We start from the raw sequence: 17,221 nt of genomic DNA, 5'->3' as shown, positions 1-17,221 counted from the left end.
TTACCAATTTCTAACCTAGATATAGGTATTTCCTTTTATATATTGACATTTAAAAGAAATATTTTAAAATGAGGTAGGAATTATCTTGGTCCCTGTGATTGGGATAAAAATTTTATAAAGAAAGTTAAGCGCTTTCTTTTATGTAGCAAAATCAATCTTTTAGGAGGAGAAAATGAAGAATACATTTTTTGAAAGACGTTGTCGTTACAGTATTCGTAAGTTATCAGTAGGAGCCTGCTCGCTAATGATTGGTGCTGTTTTATTTGCTGGTCCAGCCTTGGCTGAAGAAACTGCAGTTCCTGAAAATAGCGGAGCCAATACAGAGCTTGTTTCAGGAGAGAGTGAGCATCCAACTAATGAAGCTGACAAGCAGCATGAAGGAGAACATGCTAGAGAAAATAAGCCAGAAAAGGCAGAAGGAGTAGCGACAGCATCTGAAACTGCTTCGCCAGCAAGCAATGAAGCTGCAACTACTGAAACTGCAGAAGCGGTAAGCGCAGCTAAACCAGAGGAAAAAGCAAGTGAGGTGGCTGCAGAAACACCATCTGCAGAAGCAAAACCTAAGTCTGACAAGGAAACAGAAGCAAAGCCTGAAGGAACTAGCCAAGGGGATGAGTCTAAGCCAGCAGCAGAAGTTAATAAGACTGAAAAAGAAGTCCAGCCAGATGTCCCTAAAAATACAGAAAAAACATTAAAACCAAAGGAAATCAAATTTAATTCTTGGGAGGATTTGTTGAAATGGGAACCGGGTGCGCGTGAGGATGATCCCATCAATCGTTCTTCTGTTGAACTTGCTAAGCGCCATAGAGGCCAGTTGGTGAACGAAAAAGCAAGTAGAAGAGCCAAAGTTCAGGCGCTAGCAAATACCAACTCAAAGGCTAAAGACCACGCTTCTGTTGGTGGAGAAGAATTCAAGGCCTACGCCTTTGACTACTGGCAATACTTGGATTCAATGGTCTTCTGGGAAGGTCTCGTTCCAACTCCTGACGTTATTGATGCAGGTCACCGTAACGGGGTTCCTGTATATGGTACACTCTTCTTCAACTGGTCTAATAGTATTGCAGACCAAGAGAAATTTGTTGCTGCTTTGAAACAAGATGAGGATGGAACCTTCCCTATTGCACGAAAACTTGTTGATCTTGCTAAGTACTATGGCTTTGATGGGTATTTTATCAACCAAGAAACAACGGGTGACTTAGTAACGCCACTTGGTGAAAAAATGCGTCAATTCATGCTCTATACAAAAGAATATGCGGCAAAAGTCAACCATCCAATCAAGTATGCTTGGTACGATGCCATGACCTATAAATATGGTCGTTACCACGAAGATGGTCTAGGTGATTACAACTACCAATTCATGCAAAAAGAAGGTGACAAGGTCCCTGCGGATCAATTCTTTGCCAATTTCAACTGGAATAAGGAAAAGAATGACCACTCTGTAGAAATGGCAAAATGGCTGGAACGTAGTCAATATGATGTCTTTGCAGGATTGGAATTGCAACAAGGTGGTTCTTATAAGACAAAAGTTAAATGGGATGCACTCTTAGATGAAAAAGGCAAGTTACGTTTGTCACTTGGACTCTTTGCACCAGATACAATTACCAGTCTAGGAAAAACAGGTGAAGATTACCATAAAAACGAAGATATCTTCTTCACAGGTTACCAAGGAGATCCGACAGCTCAAAAACCAGCGGACAAAGAGTGGTATGGGATTGCTAATTTAGTTGCAGACCGCACACCAGCAGTAGGCCGGACCTTCACTACCTCCTTTAATACAGGCCATGGTAGAAAGTGGTTTGTAGACGGAAAGGTTTCTAAGGATTCTGAGTGGAACTACCGTTCGGTTTCAGGTATCTTGCCAACATGGCGCTGGTGGCAGACTTCAACAGGGGAGAAACTTCGTGCAGAATATGATTTTACAGATGCCTACAATGGCGGAAATTCCCTTAAATTCTCAGGTAATGTAGCTGGTAAGACGGACCAGGATGTGAATTTGTATTCTACTAAGTTAGAAGTAACTGAGAAAACCAAACTTCGTGTTGCCCACAAGGGAGGAAAAGGCTCGAAAGTTTATATGGCCTTCTCTACAACTCCAGACTACAAATTCGATGATGCAGATGCATGGAAAGAGCTAACCCTTTCTGACAACTGGACAAATGAAGAATTTGATCTCAGCTCACTAGCAGGTAAAACCATCTATGCAGTCAAACTCTTCTTCGAGCATGAAGGAGCTGTAAAAGATTATCAGTTTAACCTAGGTCAATTAACAATTTCAGACAATCACCAAGCACCACAAGCGCCTACAGGACTTTCTGTGGTGAAACAATCTCTTAAAAATGCCCAAGAAGCTGAAGCAGTGGTCCAGTTTGCGGGTAATCAAGATGCGGATTTCTATGAAGTCTACGAAAAAGATGGGGATAACTGGCGTTTGTTGACAGGTTCATCTGCTTCAACCATCTACTTGCCAAAAGTTAGCCGCTCTGCTAATGCGACTGGTACGACGCAAGAATTGAAAGTTGTTGCAGTTGGTAAAAATGGCCTTCGTTCAGAAGCTGCGACGACATCCTTTAACTGGGGCATGACTGTTCAGGATACGACTCTCCCAAGACCTTTGGCTGAAAATATTGTTCCAGGGGCAACGGTTATCGGTAGCACTTTCCCGAATACCGAAGGTGGAGAAGGTATTGAAGGTATGTTGAACGGTACCATTACCAGTCTTTCAGACAAGTGGTCTTCAGGACAATTGAGCGGTAGTGTCGATATTCGTTTGACTCAGCCACGTACAGTTGTCAGATGGGTGATGGATCATGCGGGAGCTGGTGGAGAATCTGTAAACGACGGTTTGATGAACACCAAAGACTTTGACCTTTATTATAAAGATGCGGATGGTCAATGGAAGTTGGCTAAGGAAGTCCGTGGTAATAAAGCGCACGTTACGGATATCACTCTTGACAAACCAATTACTGCCCAAGACTGGCGTTTGCATGTCATTACATCTGATAACGGAACACCTTGGAAGGCCATTCGTATCTACAACTGGAAGATGTACGAAGCCTTGGACACAGAAAGTCAAAATATTCCAATGGCTAAGGTAGCTGCTCGTTCACTTGGAAACCACCAAGTTCAACTAGGCTTCTCTGATGTTCCGGCAGGCGCAACCATCACCGTTTACGACAAGGCTGATTCACAAACACCAATTGCAACCTTGAAGACTGAAACTGGAGGTGACTTGACAACAGCTCCATTGGGCTTTGACAAGCAACCAACTCTCCTCTACTATCGTACTCAACTACCTGGCAAAGAAATCAGTAACACCTTGGCTGTAGCGATTCCACAGGATGAGAGAAAAATTGCTGCAGTTAGCCTTGAAAAAGAACCTAAAAAGACAGTTTATAAAGAAGGAGAAAAACTGGACCTCAGAGGCGGAACACTCCGTGTTCAATACGAAGGGGGACAAGCCGACGAGCTGATTAACCTTACTCACTCAGGTGTGACGGTATCTGGATACGACGCTCATCAAAAAGGGGAACAAAACCTAACACTGCAATACCTTGGTTTACCAGTGTCAGGTGATCTGAAAGTCCAAGTGACAGGACAGGATGAAGGAAAACCAAAAGAAGTAGCGGGCTTGTATATTACTAAGAAACCAAAAACAGACTATCTAGTAGGAGATCAACTGGATCTCTCTGAAGGTCGCTTTGGTGTTCTCTATGATGATGAGACAGAAGAGACTCACAGCTTTACTGATGAAGGTGTTGAAATCACGGGATACGATGCTCAGAAGACTGGACGCCAGACCTTGACCCTGCATTACAAGGGGCACACGGCTGAGTTTGATGTCTTGGTTTCTCCAAAGGCTGCAGTTAATGATGAATACCTTAAACAAGAAATCACTGCTGCCCAAGGCCGTCAGTCAACCCTTGCCTATACCTTCTCAAGTGAGGACAAACAAGCTGTACTAGTAGAGAAACTCAATGCAGCGAAAGTTGTAGCAGAAAACCACAATGCTAGCCAAGAAGAAGTCAACAAAGCCTTGAATGAATTGAAACAAGCTGGAGCGGACTTGGATGGAAATCAACGTTATCAAACTGCTAGAGAAGAATTGGAAGGCTTGCTCGAATCTATCCGTGAAAAAGATCCTAAAGCTGAGTTGATTGAACAAGCAGAAACTTTGTTGGCTTCAGAGATGCCAACTCCACAAGCTTTTGCGGACATGAAAGAAAAGCTGAATAAGAAACTAGCTCCTGCAGAAGAAAGTCATCATGTTGGTAGCATGGATCCAAGTGAAGTAGCCCCAACAGTTGAGGTCCTCCCTGAATTAGTTGTTGAAACTGAAACAACAGCCTATGAGCGTCAAGAGCGACCAAATGCGAACCTTCTTAAAGGTCAACGTCAACTTGTCCAAAAAGGAGAAGAAGGGCAGATTCGTCGTCTAGTAGAAGTAGATGCTCAAGGCAATCGTATCCTTCGTACAACAGAAATTCTCAAGGAAGCTGTTCCAGAGATTACCGAAGTAGGTACAAAAGTTCTTTCAAGTAATCAACCAGCAGAAGGAGTAAAAGACTTAGTTTTAGAAATTCCGAAACTAGAAATTGAAGAGGATACAGTGGCCTTCAATCGTCAAGAACGATCAAATGCGAACCTTCTTAAAGGTCAACGTCAACTTGTCCAAGCAGGAGTTGAGGGACAAATTCGTCGCTTGGTTGAAGTAGATAGTCAAGGCAATCGTACGCTTCGCGCTACAGAAGTTTTGAAAGAAGCAACCCCTGAAATCGTAGAGGTTGGAACCAAAGTCTTTTCAAGTAATCAACCAGCTGAAGGAGTTAAAGACCTGGTTCTAGAAACTTCGAAACTAGAAGTTGAAGAAGTTGCAGTATCCTTTGAACGTCAAGAACATCCAAACTCAGAACTTCTCAAAGGTCAACGTCGTATTGTGCAAGCTGGAGAAGAAGGTCAAGTTCGTCATCTAGTAGAAGTAGATGCCCAAGGCAATCGTACCCTTCGTACAACAGAAGTTCTCAAGGAAGCTCTTCCGGAAATTATTGAAGTTGGAACGAAAGAAGAGCAAGACTCTCAAAAAATAGGTCAAGCTCTTTTAGCAACACCAACAAATGAAAAAGTAGGTAAAGAACTTCCAAATACTGGAGTAACAAGAGATGCTAGCCTAGTAGCACTAGGACTCCTCGGAGTGATGAGTGGCTATGGCCTACTTGCTGGAAAGAAGAGAGAAAACGAATCGATTTAGGATTCTTGCATTTCCTCATAACAACTAAAAACAAGGTTTGGATGCAGATTAGTCAAACCTCGTTTTAACTAGTAAAAATCAGTGGAAGAATGAGATGGATTAACTAGTTTTTCTTGTATTACTTAGTGATTTGGAAAAGTTTTTCTAGTTTTGATTTTCAGAAATGCTAGTTTTCGTTGCAAGAAAGAACTGGAAAAGTTTAGGGTTTTTCTATCTCTTTTGCTGATTTTGTGATATAATTAACACGTATAAAAAAAGAAGGAGTCATATCTAATGGCAAAATTGACTGTTAAAGACGTTGAATTGAAAGGGAAAAAAGTTCTCGTTCGTGTTGACTTCAACGTACCTGTAAAAGATGGCGTGATTACCAACGACAACCGTATCACTGCAGCTCTTCCAACTATCAAGTACATCCTTGAACAAGGTGGACGTGCTATCCTCTTCTCTCACCTTGGCCGTGTAAAAGAAGAAGCAGACAAAGCTGGTAAATCACTTGCTCCTGTAGCTGCTGACTTGGCAGCTAAATTGGGTCAAGACGTTGCTTTCCTTCCAGGTGTCACTCGTGGTGCTGAATTGGAAGCGGCAATCAACGCTCTTGAAGATGGACAAGTTCTCTTGGTTGAAAACACTCGTTACGAAGATGTTGACGGTAAGAAAGAATCTAAAAACGATCCTGAACTTGGTAAATACTGGGCATCACTTGGAGATGGCATCTTCGTAAACGATGCATTCGGTACAGCTCACCGTGCACACGCATCTAACGTTGGTATCTCAGCGAACGTTGAAAAAGCAGTTGCTGGATTCCTTCTTGAAAACGAAATTGCCTACATCCAAGAAGCAGTTGAAGCTCCAGAACGTCCATTCGTGGCTATCCTTGGTGGTTCAAAAGTTTCAGACAAGATCGGTGTTATCGAAAACTTGCTTGAAAAAGCTGATAAAGTCCTTATCGGTGGTGGTATGACTTACACATTCTACAAAGCACAAGGTATCGAAATCGGTAACTCACTTGTAGAAGAAGACAAATTGGATGTTGCGAAAGCTCTTCTTGAAAAAGCAAACGGTAAATTGATCTTGCCAGTTGACTCAAAAGAAGCTAACGCATTTGCTGGTTACACTGAGGTGCGTGACACTGAAGGTGAAGCAGTTTCTGAAGGCTTCCTTGGTCTTGATATCGGTCCAAAATCTATCGCTAAATTTGACGAAGCTTTGACTGGTGCGAAAACAGTTGTATGGAACGGACCTATGGGTGTATTTGAAAACCCAGACTTCCAAGCTGGTACAATCGGTGTGATGGACGCTATCGTGAAACAACCAGGAGTTAAATCAATCATCGGTGGTGGTGACTCAGCTGCCGCAGCTATTAACCTTGGCCGTGCAGACAAATTCTCATGGATTAGTACGGGCGGAGGTGCTTCAATGGAACTTCTCGAAGGTAAAGTATTGCCAGGTTTGGCTGCACTTACAGAAAAATAATTTCAGCCCGTTAGTCTCTACAAAATCCTGATTTTGTAGAAAAAGGAACAAAACTGAAACGTTAACAAAAAGGTGGCTATGTCACCTTTTTGTGTTAGTGTAGGTATTTGTGACGCGGTGGTGGAGCATCAAAGGAACTTCTTGAAGGTAAAGTTCTTCCAGGACTTGCAGCCTTGACAGAAAAATAAGACTTTATAAACAAATCAAAGAAGAGAGGGATGAAAGTTCCTCTTTTCTTTTGCTTAAAATAAAAACGCTTCCTCTCAACTATTACTCATAAAAATCACCGATTTATGATAAAATGGAAATAGAAAGTTGAGATTATGAGTTATTTTAAAAAATATAAATTCGATAAATCCCAGTTCAAACTTGGTATGCGAACCTTTAAAACAGGTATTGCTGTTTTTCTAGTTCTCTTGATTTTTGGCTTTTTTGGCTGGAAAGGTCTTCAAATTGGTGCTTTGACAGCCGTTTTTAGCCTGAGGGAGAGTTTTGATAAGAGTGTCCATTTTGGGACTTCGCGTATTCTAGGAAATAGTATCGGTGGCCTCTATGCCCTGGTCTTCTTCCTATTAAATACCTTTTTCCATGAAGCCTTTTGGGTAACTTTAGTAGTTGTTCCAATCTGCACCATGTTAACCATTATGACAAATGTAGCTATGAATAATAAAGCAGGTGTAATTGGTGGTGTAGCGGCTATGTTAATCATTACCCTATCGATTCCGAGTGGCGAGACGATTTTGTACGTATTTGCGCGTGTATCAGAAACTTTCATGGGAGTTTTTGTCGCAATTCTCGTAAATTACGATATTGATCGTATTCGTCTCTTTTTAGAGAAAAAAGAAAAATAATGTTACATTTTATAACATTATCAATTGACGTTTGTCTTTTTTTAGACTATAATAGACAGAAAGAAGGAAATTGTAAATGAAGGAAAAAGAATTTCGCCGAAATATGGCTGTTTTTCCTATCGGCAGTGTTATGAAGTTGACCGATCTATCGGCGCGTCAGATTCGTTATTATGAAGATCAAGAGTTGATTAAGCCTGATCGAAACGAAGGGAACCGTCGCATGTATTCCTTGAATGACATGGATCGTCTGCTTGAAATCAAAGATTATATCTCTGAAGGTTATAATATCGCTGCCATTAAGAAAAAATATGCTGAACGTGAAGCGAAATCCAAGAAAGCGGTGAGTCAGACTGAGGTGCGTCGTGCGCTTCACAATGAACTCCTCCAACAGGGTCGCTTTGCTTCAGTACGGTCACCTTTTGGTCGCGGTTAGGCAACCGCAAGTAGTCATACATTAAGGAGAAAACTCATGCCAATCACAGCTGCAGATATTCGTCGTGAAGTCAAGGAAAAAAATGTTACCTTTATTCGTCTCATGTTCTCAGATATTTTGGGAACTATGAAAAACGTCGAAATTCCTGCTACAGATGAACAGTTAGATAAGGTCTTGTCAAATAAGGCTATGTTTGATGGATCTTCTATTGAAGGTTTTGTACGTATCAATGAGTCGGATATGTACTTGTACCCTGACTTGGATACATGGACAGTCTTCCCTTGGGGAGATGAAAATGGAAGTGTTGCAGGTTTGATCTGTGATGTCTATACAACAGAAGGTGAGCCATTTGCAGGAGACCCTCGTGGTAATTTGAAACGTGCTCTTTGTCACATGGAAGAAGTGGGATTCAAATCCTTCAATCTTGGGCCAGAGCCAGAATTCTTCCTATTTAAACTGGATGAAAATGGAGACCCAACACTTGAAGTGAATGACAAGGGTGGCTACTTTGATTTGGCGCCTACTGACCTTGCGGACAATACACGTCGTGAGATTGTCAATGTCTTGACCAAAATGGGATTTGAAGTAGAAGCGAGTCACCACGAGGTTGCGGTTGGACAACACGAGATTGACTTCAAGTACGATGAAGTCCTCCGTGCTTGTGATAAGATTCAAATCTTTAAACTCGTTGTTAAAACCATTGCTCGCAAACATGGCCTTTACGCAACCTTTATGGCTAAACCAAAATTTGGTATTGCCGGATCAGGTATGCACTGTAATATGTCCTTGTTTGATGCAGAAGGAAACAATGCCTTCTTTGATCCAAATGATCCAAAAGGAATGCAGTTGTCAGAAACGGCCTACCATTTCCTTGGTGGTTTGATCAAACATGCCTACAACTATACTGCCATCATGAACCCAACGGTTAACTCATACAAACGTTTGGTTCCAGGTTATGAAGCGCCTGTTTACATTGCTTGGGCTGGTCGTAACCGTTCGCCACTTGTGCGCGTACCTGCTTCACGTGGTATGGGAACTCGTCTTGAGTTGCGTTCAGTGGATCCGATGGCAAACCCTTACATCGCTATGGCTGTTCTTTTGGAAGTTGGTTTGCATGGTATTGAAAATAAAATCGAAGCACCAGCTCCTATCGAAGAAAATATCTACATCATGACAGCGGAAGAGCGTAAGGAAGCTGGTATTACAGACCTTCCATCAACTCTTCACAACGCTTTGAAAGCTCTGACAGAGGATGAGGTTGTCAGAGCGGCTCTTGGAGAACATATCTATACTAGTTTCCTTGAAGCCAAACGAATCGAATGGGCAAGTTATGCAACCTTCGTTTCACAATGGGAAATTGATAATTATTTAGACCTTTACTAATACTAATATAGAAGAAAGATTGCCTGAGGGTGGTCTTTTTTCTTGTGTTTTATATCGAGATGTGATATATTTTATATAACGAGGTGCGATATATCGAACTGAATAGGAGGTGGTTATAAATGGAATTAACGGATAAGATTCGTCGAGTTTATCTTCCGATGACGGAAACGGGTTTTTATATCTTGTTCTGTCTGCAAAAGGAAGGTCATGGTTATAGTGTTACGCAAAAGGTCAAGGAGATGACAGATTTGCAAGTTTCGATTAGTCCTGGAACTATGTATGGAACCTTGTCAAAGATGGAAAAGGATGGTTTGATTTCCTTTGTCCGCGAAGAGGAAAAACGGAAAATCTATCAGATTACAGACTTGGGACGCAAAGTCTTAGATATTGAATTGAAGCGTATTGAACGGCTCTATAGAAACAGTCGGGAGGAAGGATGATGGAAAAGAAAATTGTTTATCGAATTTTTACAATTGCGGATTATGAGAGGGAGGCTCTATACTTTAGAGAAATGCATGCTAAGGGCTGGAAACTTAGGAAAGTAAGCTATTCTATCTTATTGTTTGCAGTTAAGTATACCTTTGAAAAGTGTCACCCTGAGCAAGTGTCTTATCAGTTGGACTTTTACCCAATGGAAAAATCAGAGAGAGCTTCCTATTTACAACTGTTTAAAGACTGTGGCTGGGAGCATATTACAGACTTTAATAGTTTTTCCTATTTTAGAAAAGTACATTCTGAAATTGAATCGGATGCAGAGTTTGAAATTTATAATGACGCGGCCGGGAAGTTAGCTATGGTTAATCGCATTTTAAGACTGCGATTAGTACCTGTTTTACTTTTGCTAGCCATACATATACCATTCTTACTTAAGTTGCTCAATAAAAGTAATGCGTATGGTCTATGGAGTTTACTTGCGGTCGGGCTAGATATTTTCTTGTCTTTAATCCTTTTGTTAATAGTTGCCTATATTAGCTGGAAGTTATGGCATAAAAAGAAGGAATTATCAGATTTATGATAGGGTAGGTATGCTCAAAATTGGAGGGGAAGTCATGATAAATAAAAATCAATTTCGGATTTTCACCATTGTTGATTTGGACAAGGAAGAAGAATATTTACATGAGATGCATTTGAAGGGTTGGAAATATAGAACGAGTCGTTTTGGTTTGTTCTATTTTGACCAATGTCAACCAGACGATGTCATCTACCGTATCTATGATTCTAAATTTCTTAAAAAATATAAGCATGAACTGCAAGATTTTAGAAATAGAGGTTGGGAATTGATGGGAGCAGGTTCTTGTTCGATTCTTCGTAAATCGTCTTCTGATTTACTTCCGGAGGATCAAGTCTATATGAGTAAGGGGCTCAGATGGGAAGTTATGCGATCTAGACTTCGTTCATGTACAGCTACTTTCTTAGGTGGTTTAGTTGTTTGTATGAGTTTATTTAAAGAAGAACTTTCTATATCTTTCTTTATTATTTTTCTTTTATATGCTTTTCTGATTTCTTATCTAATCCATGGTTTTTTCAGACTTAAAAGGAAATACCAAGTAGATGGAAGGTAGGATTCTAGGTCTTCAGACTGATTTTTAGCACTCTTGATAAAAGAGTGCTAATTTTTTGAGTTTTTATCTTGACATTCTCTTTTAAGGGTGTATAATAGAATCATAAGTTAGCACTTGAGTGCATCGAGTGCTAATCGATCAGACAGAGAGGAGTGATGAGGTGGTTACAGAGCGTCAGCAGGATATTCTAAATCTGATTATTGACATCTTTACCAAAACGCACGAACCTGTCGGATCCAAAGCCTTGCAAGAGTCTATTAACTCTAGCAGTGCAACCATTCGTAATGACATGGCGGCTCTAGAAAAGCAAGGTTTGCTTGAGAAGGCTCATACTTCAAGTGGTAGGATGCCAAGTGTTGCTGGTTTTCAGTACTATGTGAAACACTCACTGGATTTTGATCGACTGGCTGAAAATGAGGTTTACGAGATTGTCAAAGCCTTTGATCAGGAATTTTTCAAATTGGAGGATATTCTGCAAGAGGCTGCTAATCTACTAACAGACTTGAGTGGCTGTACGGTAGTAGCACTGGATGTTGAGCCGAGCAGGCAACGTTTGACAGCCTTTGATATCGTTGTTTTGGGGCAACATACAGCCTTGGCGGTATTCACCCTAGACGAGTCTCGAACGGTTACCAGTCAGTTTCTGATTCCAAGGAACTTTTTGCAGGAGGATTTGCTGAAACTGAAGAGCATTATTCAGGAGCGTTTTCTCGGCCACACCGTTCTAGATATTCACTACAAGATTCGGACGGAGATTCCGCAGATTATCCAGCGTTACTTTACAACAACGGATAATGTTATCGATCTCTTTGAACACATTTTTAAGGAAATGTTCAACGAAAACATTGTGGTGGCGGGGAAGGTCAATCTCTTGAATTTTGCCAATCTGGCAGCCTATCAGTTCTTTGATCAACCGCAAAAGGTGGCTCTGGAGATTCGTGAGGGGTTGCGTGAAGATCAGATGCAAAACGTCCGTGTTGCAGACAGTCAAGAGTCCTGTCTAGCTGACCTAGCGGTGATTAGTAGCAAGTTCCTCATTCCTTATCGGGGAGTTGGAATTCTAGCCATTATCGGTCCTGTTAATCTGGATTACCAACAGCTAATCAACCAAGTCAACGTAGTCAACCGTGTTTTGACCATGAAGTTGACAGACTTTTACCGCTACCTCAGCAGTAATCATTACGAAGTACATTAAGATTGAAATCATTAAAGGAGGCGAAAATGGCCCAAGATACCCAAGATATAAAAAATGAAGAAGTAGAAGAAGTTCAAGAAGAGGAAGTTGTGGAAACGGTAGAAGAAACAATTCCTGAGAAGTCTGAATTGGACTTGGCGAATGAACGTGCAGATGAGTTCGAAAATAAATACCTTCGCGCTCATGCAGAAATGCAAAATATCCAACGCCGTGCCAATGAAGAGCGTCAAAACTTGCAACGTTATCGTAGCCAAGACTTGGCAAAAGCGATTCTCCCTTCTTTGGACAACCTTGAGCGTGCACTCGCAGTTGAAGGTTTGACAGATGATGTGAAGAAGGGCTTGGAAATGGTGCAAGAAAGCTTGATTCACGCTTTGAAAGAAGAAGGAATCGAAGAAATCGCAGCTGATGGCGAATTTGACCATAACTATCATATGGCCATCCAAACTCTCCCAGCAGACGATGAACACCCAGCAGATACCATCGCTCAAGTTTTCCAAAAAGGCTACAAACTCCATGACCGAATCCTACGCCCAGCAATGGTAGTGGTGTACAACTAAGATACAAAGCCCGTAAAAAGCTCACAGTAAAAATAGGAGATTGACGAAGTGTTCGATGAACACAAGGAAATCTATCTTTTTTACCCAGAGCTTAGGGCGTGTTCGATTAGGCAATTCTGACGGTAGCTAAAGCAACTCGTCAGAAAACGGCAATCGCTATGGCGTTTGCCTAGCCTCCTTACTAACTCGTCGTCGAAATAAAATCGATTTCGACTCCTAGTGTCGCAATTTACATAATAGAAAACTTGTCCGAAACGACAATAAACTATGAAAGAAAGATAAAATATATTTGGCTTTGCAATAGTGAGCGAAGCGAACCAAAGACGATACTCTTCGCCGTGGCGCTATTTGCGCAAACTTTGAGACCTTAGGCTCAAAGTTTAGTCAAAGAGATTGACGAAGTCAAGCTCTGACGGCGCCGCCACTTAAGAAGAGTATCAAAAAGAAAATAGAATATAAAATTTAAGGAGAAAAACACATGTCTAAAATTATCGGTATTGACTTAGGTACAACAAACTCAGCAGTTGCAGTTCTTGAAGGAACTGAAAGCAAAATCATCGCAAACCCAGAAGGAAACCGCACAACTCCATCTGTAGTATCATTTAAAAACGGCGAAATCATCGTTGGTGATGCTGCAAAACGTCAAGCAGTTACAAATCCAGATACAGTTATCTCTATCAAGTCTAAAATGGGAACTTCTGAAAAAGTTTCTGCTAACGGAAAAGAATACACTCCACAAGAAATCTCAGCTATGATTCTTCAATACTTGAAAGGTTATGCTGAAGACTACCTTGGTGAAAAAGTGACTAAAGCAGTTATCACAGTTCCAGCTTACTTCAACGATGCTCAACGTCAAGCAACAAAAGACGCTGGTAAAATCGCTGGTCTTGAAGTAGAACGTATCGTTAACGAACCAACAGCAGCAGCCCTTGCTTACGGTTTGGACAAGACTGACAAAGAAGAAAAAATCTTGGTATTTGACCTTGGTGGTGGTACATTCGACGTATCTATCCTTGAATTGGGTGACGGTGTCTTCGACGTATTGTCAACTGCAGGGGACAACAAACTTGGTGGTGACGACTTTGACCAAAAAATCATCGACCACTTGGTAGCAGAATTCAAGAAAGAAAACGGTATTGACTTATCTACTGACAAGATGGCAATGCAACGTTTGAAAGATGCAGCTGAAAAAGCGAAGAAAGACCTTTCTGGTGTAACTTCAACTCAAATCAGCTTGCCATTTATCACTGCAGGTGAGGCTGGACCTCTTCACTTGGAAATGACTTTGACTCGTGCTAAATTTGACGATTTGACTCGTGACCTTGTAGAACGTACAAAAGTTCCAGTTCGTCAAGCTCTTTCAGATGCAGGTTTGAGCTTGTCAGAAATCGACGAAGTTATCCTTGTTGGTGGTTCAACTCGTATCCCAGCCGTTGTTGAAGCTGTTAAAGCTGAAACTGGTAAAGAACCAAACAAATCAGTAAACCCTGATGAAGTAGTTGCTATGGGTGCGGCTATCCAAGGTGGTGTGATTACTGGTGATGTCAAAGACGTTGTCCTTCTTGACGTAACACCATTGTCACTTGGTATCGAAACAATGGGTGGTGTCTTCACAAAACTCATCGACCGCAACACTACTATTCCAACATCTAAATCACAAGTCTTCTCAACTGCAGCAGACAACCAACCAGCCGTTGATATCCACGTTCTTCAAGGTGAACGCCCAATGGCGGCAGATAACAAGACTCTTGGACGTTTCCAATTGACAGATATCCCAGCTGCACCTCGTGGAATTCCTCAAATCGAAGTAACATTTGACATCGACAAGAACGGTATCGTATCTGTTAAGGCCAAAGACCTTGGAACTCAAAAAGAACAAACAATTGTGATCCAATCTAACTCAGGTTTGACTGACGAAGAAATCGACCGCATGATGAAAGATGCAGAAGCTAACGCTGAAGCAGATAAGAAACGTAAAGAAGAAGTTGATCTTCGTAACGAAGTAGATCAAGCTATCTTCGCAACTGAAAAGACTATCAAGGAAACTGAAGGAAAAGGCTTCGATGCAGAACGTGATGCTGCCCAAGCTGCTCTCGATGACCTTAAGAAAGCTCAAGAAGATAACAACTTGGACGAAATGAAAGCAAAACTTGAAGCGTTGAACGAAAAAGCTCAAGGACTTGCTGTTAAACTTTACGAACAAGCCGCAGCAGCCCAACAAGCTCAAGCAGGAGCAGAAGGTGCACAAGCAACAGGAAACGCAGGCGATGACGTCGTAGACGGAGAGTTTACTGAAAAATAAGATGCAAAGCCCGTTAAAACCTCACAGTGAAAATAGGAAATCTGACGCAGAAACTTTGGTTTCTAGAAAGATTTATCTTTTTCACCAAGAGGTTAGGGAGTGCTCGATTTAGCATTACTAGTTTGATTTTTAAAACTCGAACGTCGTAATGATAGGAAGAAATCCAGAGGTTGCAACCCAGCCTCTGTTTTTCGATAAAATAGAGGATGTTGCGTATGAAAAAAGTACTTTGTGTCATTTATCCTAATTTTTCTCTTTATGAGATAGCCTCTTTAACAAGTACTTTAGCTCTGTCTTTTGATATCACGATTGATTATGTAGCTTCAGATCATTTGATGGTGGTCTCTGAGGATGGTTTGCCCTGTCAACCGACGAAAACATTGGATCAAATCCGTATAGAAGATTATTCTTGTGTGATTTTGCCAGGAATGGTAAATATAGGTCCTGCTCTACAAGATGAGAAATTGATCTCGTTTTTGAGAAGTCTTAATGAGCAAGATATCCTAATTGCAGCTATTTCTTCAGCGCCTCTTTTATTGGCGAAAGCAGGTTTGTTGAACGAGACGAAATTTACAGGTGGAATTTGGCAAAACTTCTTTGACTATTTTGAATTTCTTCCACGTGAGAATTTTCAACCGAAAGTTCTTGTGCAAGATAAACAAATTATTACGGCAATTGGTTTTGCACATCAAGAGTTTGCAAGAAAAGTGATTCTAAGTTTAGGGTTGGCAAAGAATACGCACAACTATTTTAAAGAAAAAAACGAGTACGCTGAAGAGGATTTGTTATTTACTCTATCAGACGAAGAGTTTGATCAAGTGAAGCGAAGTATAGAAAACAGCTTCTAAAGATTTACATGAAAATTATAGAAAGGAACAAGGATGTTCAGAAAATTGAACACGGGTTCCCAAATTTCTTACTCAATATAAAAGAAAGGAATTGAACCCGACCTAAATTCTCGGAAAAAAGATAAATCTGCCTAGGAGCATTGCTCCGGCGTCAGATTTCCTATTTTTCAGTCGAATTTTACGGTCTTGGTATCTTGTATGAACAATACTGAATTTTATGATCGTCTGGGGGTGTCAAAAAACGCTTCAGCAGACGAGATCAAAAAGGCTTATCGTAAGCTTTCTAAAAAATATCACCCAGATATCAACAAGGAGCCTGGTGCTGAGGAAAAGTACAAGGAAGTTCAAGAAGCCTATGAGACTTTGAGTGACGACCAAAAACGGGCTGCCTATGACCAATACGGTGCTGCAGGTGCCAACGGTGGTTTTGGTGGAGCTGGTGGTTTCGGCGGTTTCGATGGGGCAGGAGGCTTCGGTGGTTTTGAAGATATCTTCTCAAGTTTCTTCGGCGGAGGCGGTGCTTCGCGCAATCCAAACGCTCCTCGCCAAGGGGATGACCTCCAGTATCGTGTGAACTTGACCTTTGAAGAAGCTATTTTTGGAGCTGAAAAAGAGGTTAAGTACAATCGTGAAGCAAGCTGTAGTACATGTAATGGTTCAGGTGCTAAGCCAGGAACAAGTCCAGTCACTTGTGGACGCTGTCATGGTGCTGGTGTCATTAACGTCGATACGCAGACTCCTCTTGGTATGATGCGTCGTCAAGTAACCTGTGATGTCTGTCACGGTCGCGGAAAAGAAATCAAAGATCCATGTACAACCTGTCACGGAACAGGTCATGAAAAACAAGCCCATAGCGTACATGTGAAAATCCCTGCTGGTGTAGAAACAGGTCAACAAATTCGCCTAGCTGGTCAAGGTGAAGCAGGATTTAACGGTGGACCTTATGGTGACTTGTACGTGGTAGTTTCTGTGGAAGCCAGCGATAAGTTTGAACGTGAAGGAACGACTATCTTCTACAGTCTCAACCTCAACTTTGTCCAAGCAGCTCTTGGTGATACAGTTGATATCCCAACTGTTCACGGTGATGTTGAATTGGTTATCCCAGAGGGAACTCAGACTGGTAAGAAATTCCGCCTACGTGGCAAAGGAGCTCCGAGCCTTCGTGGCGGTGCGGTTGGTGACCAATACGTTACTGTCAATGTTGTAACACCGACAGGCTTGAATGACCGCCAAAAAGCAGCCTTGAAAGAATTCGCAGCTGCAGGTGATTTAAAAGTCAATCCAAAGAAAAAGGGCTTCTTTGACCATATTAAAGATGCCTTTGAAGGAGAATAACACAAAAAGAGCCGTTGGGCTCTTTTTACTTTAT

Annotated in this window: 13 protein-coding genes; all 13 read left to right on the top strand. The window is 41.4% G+C overall.

The window, feature by feature from the left end:
- Positions 1-172: 172 nt before the first annotated feature.
- The 13 genes from D8849_RS06860 (at position 173) to dnaJ (ending at position 17,187) form a co-directional block, all read left to right on the top strand.
- Complete coding sequence (locus D8849_RS06860; protein WP_125386598.1) at positions 173-5,245, top strand: endo-beta-N-acetylglucosaminidase; 5,073 nt, start codon at positions 173-175, stop codon at positions 5,243-5,245.
- Between the two features lie 273 nt (positions 5,246-5,518).
- A complete protein-coding gene (locus D8849_RS06850; RefSeq protein ID WP_042750167.1) occupies positions 5,519-6,718 on the top strand; it encodes a phosphoglycerate kinase in 1,200 nt (399 codons plus the stop codon).
- 323 nt (positions 6,719-7,041) lie between these two features.
- Positions 7,042-7,569, top strand: a complete 528-nt coding sequence (locus D8849_RS06845; RefSeq protein ID WP_000119915.1) for an FUSC family protein — start codon at positions 7,042-7,044, stop codon at positions 7,567-7,569.
- 76 nt (positions 7,570-7,645) lie between these two features.
- Complete coding sequence (gene glnR / locus D8849_RS06840) at positions 7,646-8,002, top strand: transcriptional repressor GlnR (protein ID WP_000659548.1); 357 nt, start codon at positions 7,646-7,648, stop codon at positions 8,000-8,002.
- A 36-nt stretch (positions 8,003-8,038) separates the two neighbouring features.
- Positions 8,039-9,385, top strand: coding sequence for a type I glutamate--ammonia ligase (gene glnA, locus D8849_RS06835; RefSeq protein WP_084861904.1), 1,347 nt, complete (start codon positions 8,039-8,041; stop codon positions 9,383-9,385).
- A 119-nt stretch (positions 9,386-9,504) separates the two neighbouring features.
- Positions 9,505-9,825, top strand: a complete 321-nt coding sequence (locus tag D8849_RS06830) for a PadR family transcriptional regulator (protein WP_125386597.1) — start codon at positions 9,505-9,507, stop codon at positions 9,823-9,825.
- On the top strand, positions 9,825-10,400 hold the full coding sequence (locus D8849_RS06825; RefSeq protein ID WP_060806109.1) for a DUF2812 domain-containing protein: 576 nt from the start codon (positions 9,825-9,827) through the stop codon (positions 10,398-10,400). The genes D8849_RS06830 and D8849_RS06825 overlap by 1 nt, the downstream gene beginning before the upstream one ends.
- Before the next feature lie 34 nt (positions 10,401-10,434).
- The gene (locus D8849_RS06820; RefSeq protein ID WP_125386596.1) at positions 10,435-10,947 is read left to right on the top strand and encodes a DUF2812 domain-containing protein; all 513 of its coding nucleotides are present in this window, start codon (positions 10,435-10,437) and stop codon (positions 10,945-10,947) included.
- 160 nt (positions 10,948-11,107) lie between these two features.
- Entirely contained in the window at positions 11,108-12,142 is a 1,035-nt protein-coding gene (gene hrcA / locus D8849_RS06815; protein WP_000255759.1) for a heat-inducible transcriptional repressor HrcA, read from the top strand.
- Between the two features lie 26 nt (positions 12,143-12,168).
- Positions 12,169-12,702 (top strand): nucleotide exchange factor GrpE, encoded by a 534-nt coding sequence (gene grpE, locus D8849_RS06810; RefSeq protein ID WP_125386595.1) that lies wholly within the window; start codon positions 12,169-12,171, stop codon positions 12,700-12,702.
- 478 nt (positions 12,703-13,180) lie between these two features.
- Positions 13,181-15,004 (top strand): molecular chaperone DnaK, encoded by a 1,824-nt coding sequence (gene dnaK / locus D8849_RS06805; protein ID WP_000034667.1) that lies wholly within the window; start codon positions 13,181-13,183, stop codon positions 15,002-15,004.
- Positions 15,005-15,219: 215 nt separating this feature from the next.
- A complete protein-coding gene (locus D8849_RS06800) occupies positions 15,220-15,852 on the top strand; it encodes a DJ-1/PfpI family protein (RefSeq protein ID WP_125386594.1) in 633 nt (210 codons plus the stop codon).
- A 198-nt stretch (positions 15,853-16,050) separates the two neighbouring features.
- Entirely contained in the window at positions 16,051-17,187 is a 1,137-nt protein-coding gene (dnaJ, locus tag D8849_RS06795) for a molecular chaperone DnaJ (RefSeq protein ID WP_115903904.1), read from the top strand.
- The last annotated feature ends 34 nt before the right edge of the window (positions 17,188-17,221 follow it).

The sequence above is a fragment of the Streptococcus mitis genome, from assembly GCF_003942765.1.
GTDB classification, from domain to species: domain Bacteria; phylum Bacillota; class Bacilli; order Lactobacillales; family Streptococcaceae; genus Streptococcus; species Streptococcus mitis_BE.
Note: the sequence above shows the minus strand (reverse complement) of the source record. Positions and strands in the feature narration are given on the sequence as shown.

Excerpts from the sequence above, each read along its gene's own strand:
- glnA (WP_084861904.1), top strand. The coding sequence starts at position 8,039 with ATGCCAATCACAGCTGCAGATATTCGTCGTGAAGTCAAGGAAAAAAAT.
- D8849_RS06800 (WP_125386594.1), top strand. The coding sequence starts at position 15,220 with ATGAAAAAAGTACTTTGTGTCATTTATCCTAATTTTTCTCTTTATGAG.
- D8849_RS06860 (WP_125386598.1), top strand. The coding sequence starts at position 173 with ATGAAGAATACATTTTTTGAAAGACGTTGTCGTTACAGTATTCGTAAG.
- grpE (WP_125386595.1), top strand. The coding sequence starts at position 12,169 with ATGGCCCAAGATACCCAAGATATAAAAAATGAAGAAGTAGAAGAAGTT.
- dnaJ (WP_115903904.1), top strand. The coding sequence starts at position 16,051 with ATGAACAATACTGAATTTTATGATCGTCTGGGGGTGTCAAAAAACGCT.
- D8849_RS06845 (WP_000119915.1), top strand. The coding sequence starts at position 7,042 with ATGAGTTATTTTAAAAAATATAAATTCGATAAATCCCAGTTCAAACTT.
- D8849_RS06820 (WP_125386596.1), top strand. The coding sequence starts at position 10,435 with ATGATAAATAAAAATCAATTTCGGATTTTCACCATTGTTGATTTGGAC.
- dnaK (WP_000034667.1), top strand. The coding sequence starts at position 13,181 with ATGTCTAAAATTATCGGTATTGACTTAGGTACAACAAACTCAGCAGTT.
- D8849_RS06825 (WP_060806109.1), top strand. The coding sequence starts at position 9,825 with ATGGAAAAGAAAATTGTTTATCGAATTTTTACAATTGCGGATTATGAG.
- D8849_RS06830 (WP_125386597.1), top strand. The coding sequence starts at position 9,505 with ATGGAATTAACGGATAAGATTCGTCGAGTTTATCTTCCGATGACGGAA.
- glnR (WP_000659548.1), top strand. The coding sequence starts at position 7,646 with ATGAAGGAAAAAGAATTTCGCCGAAATATGGCTGTTTTTCCTATCGGC.
- D8849_RS06850 (WP_042750167.1), top strand. The coding sequence starts at position 5,519 with ATGGCAAAATTGACTGTTAAAGACGTTGAATTGAAAGGGAAAAAAGTT.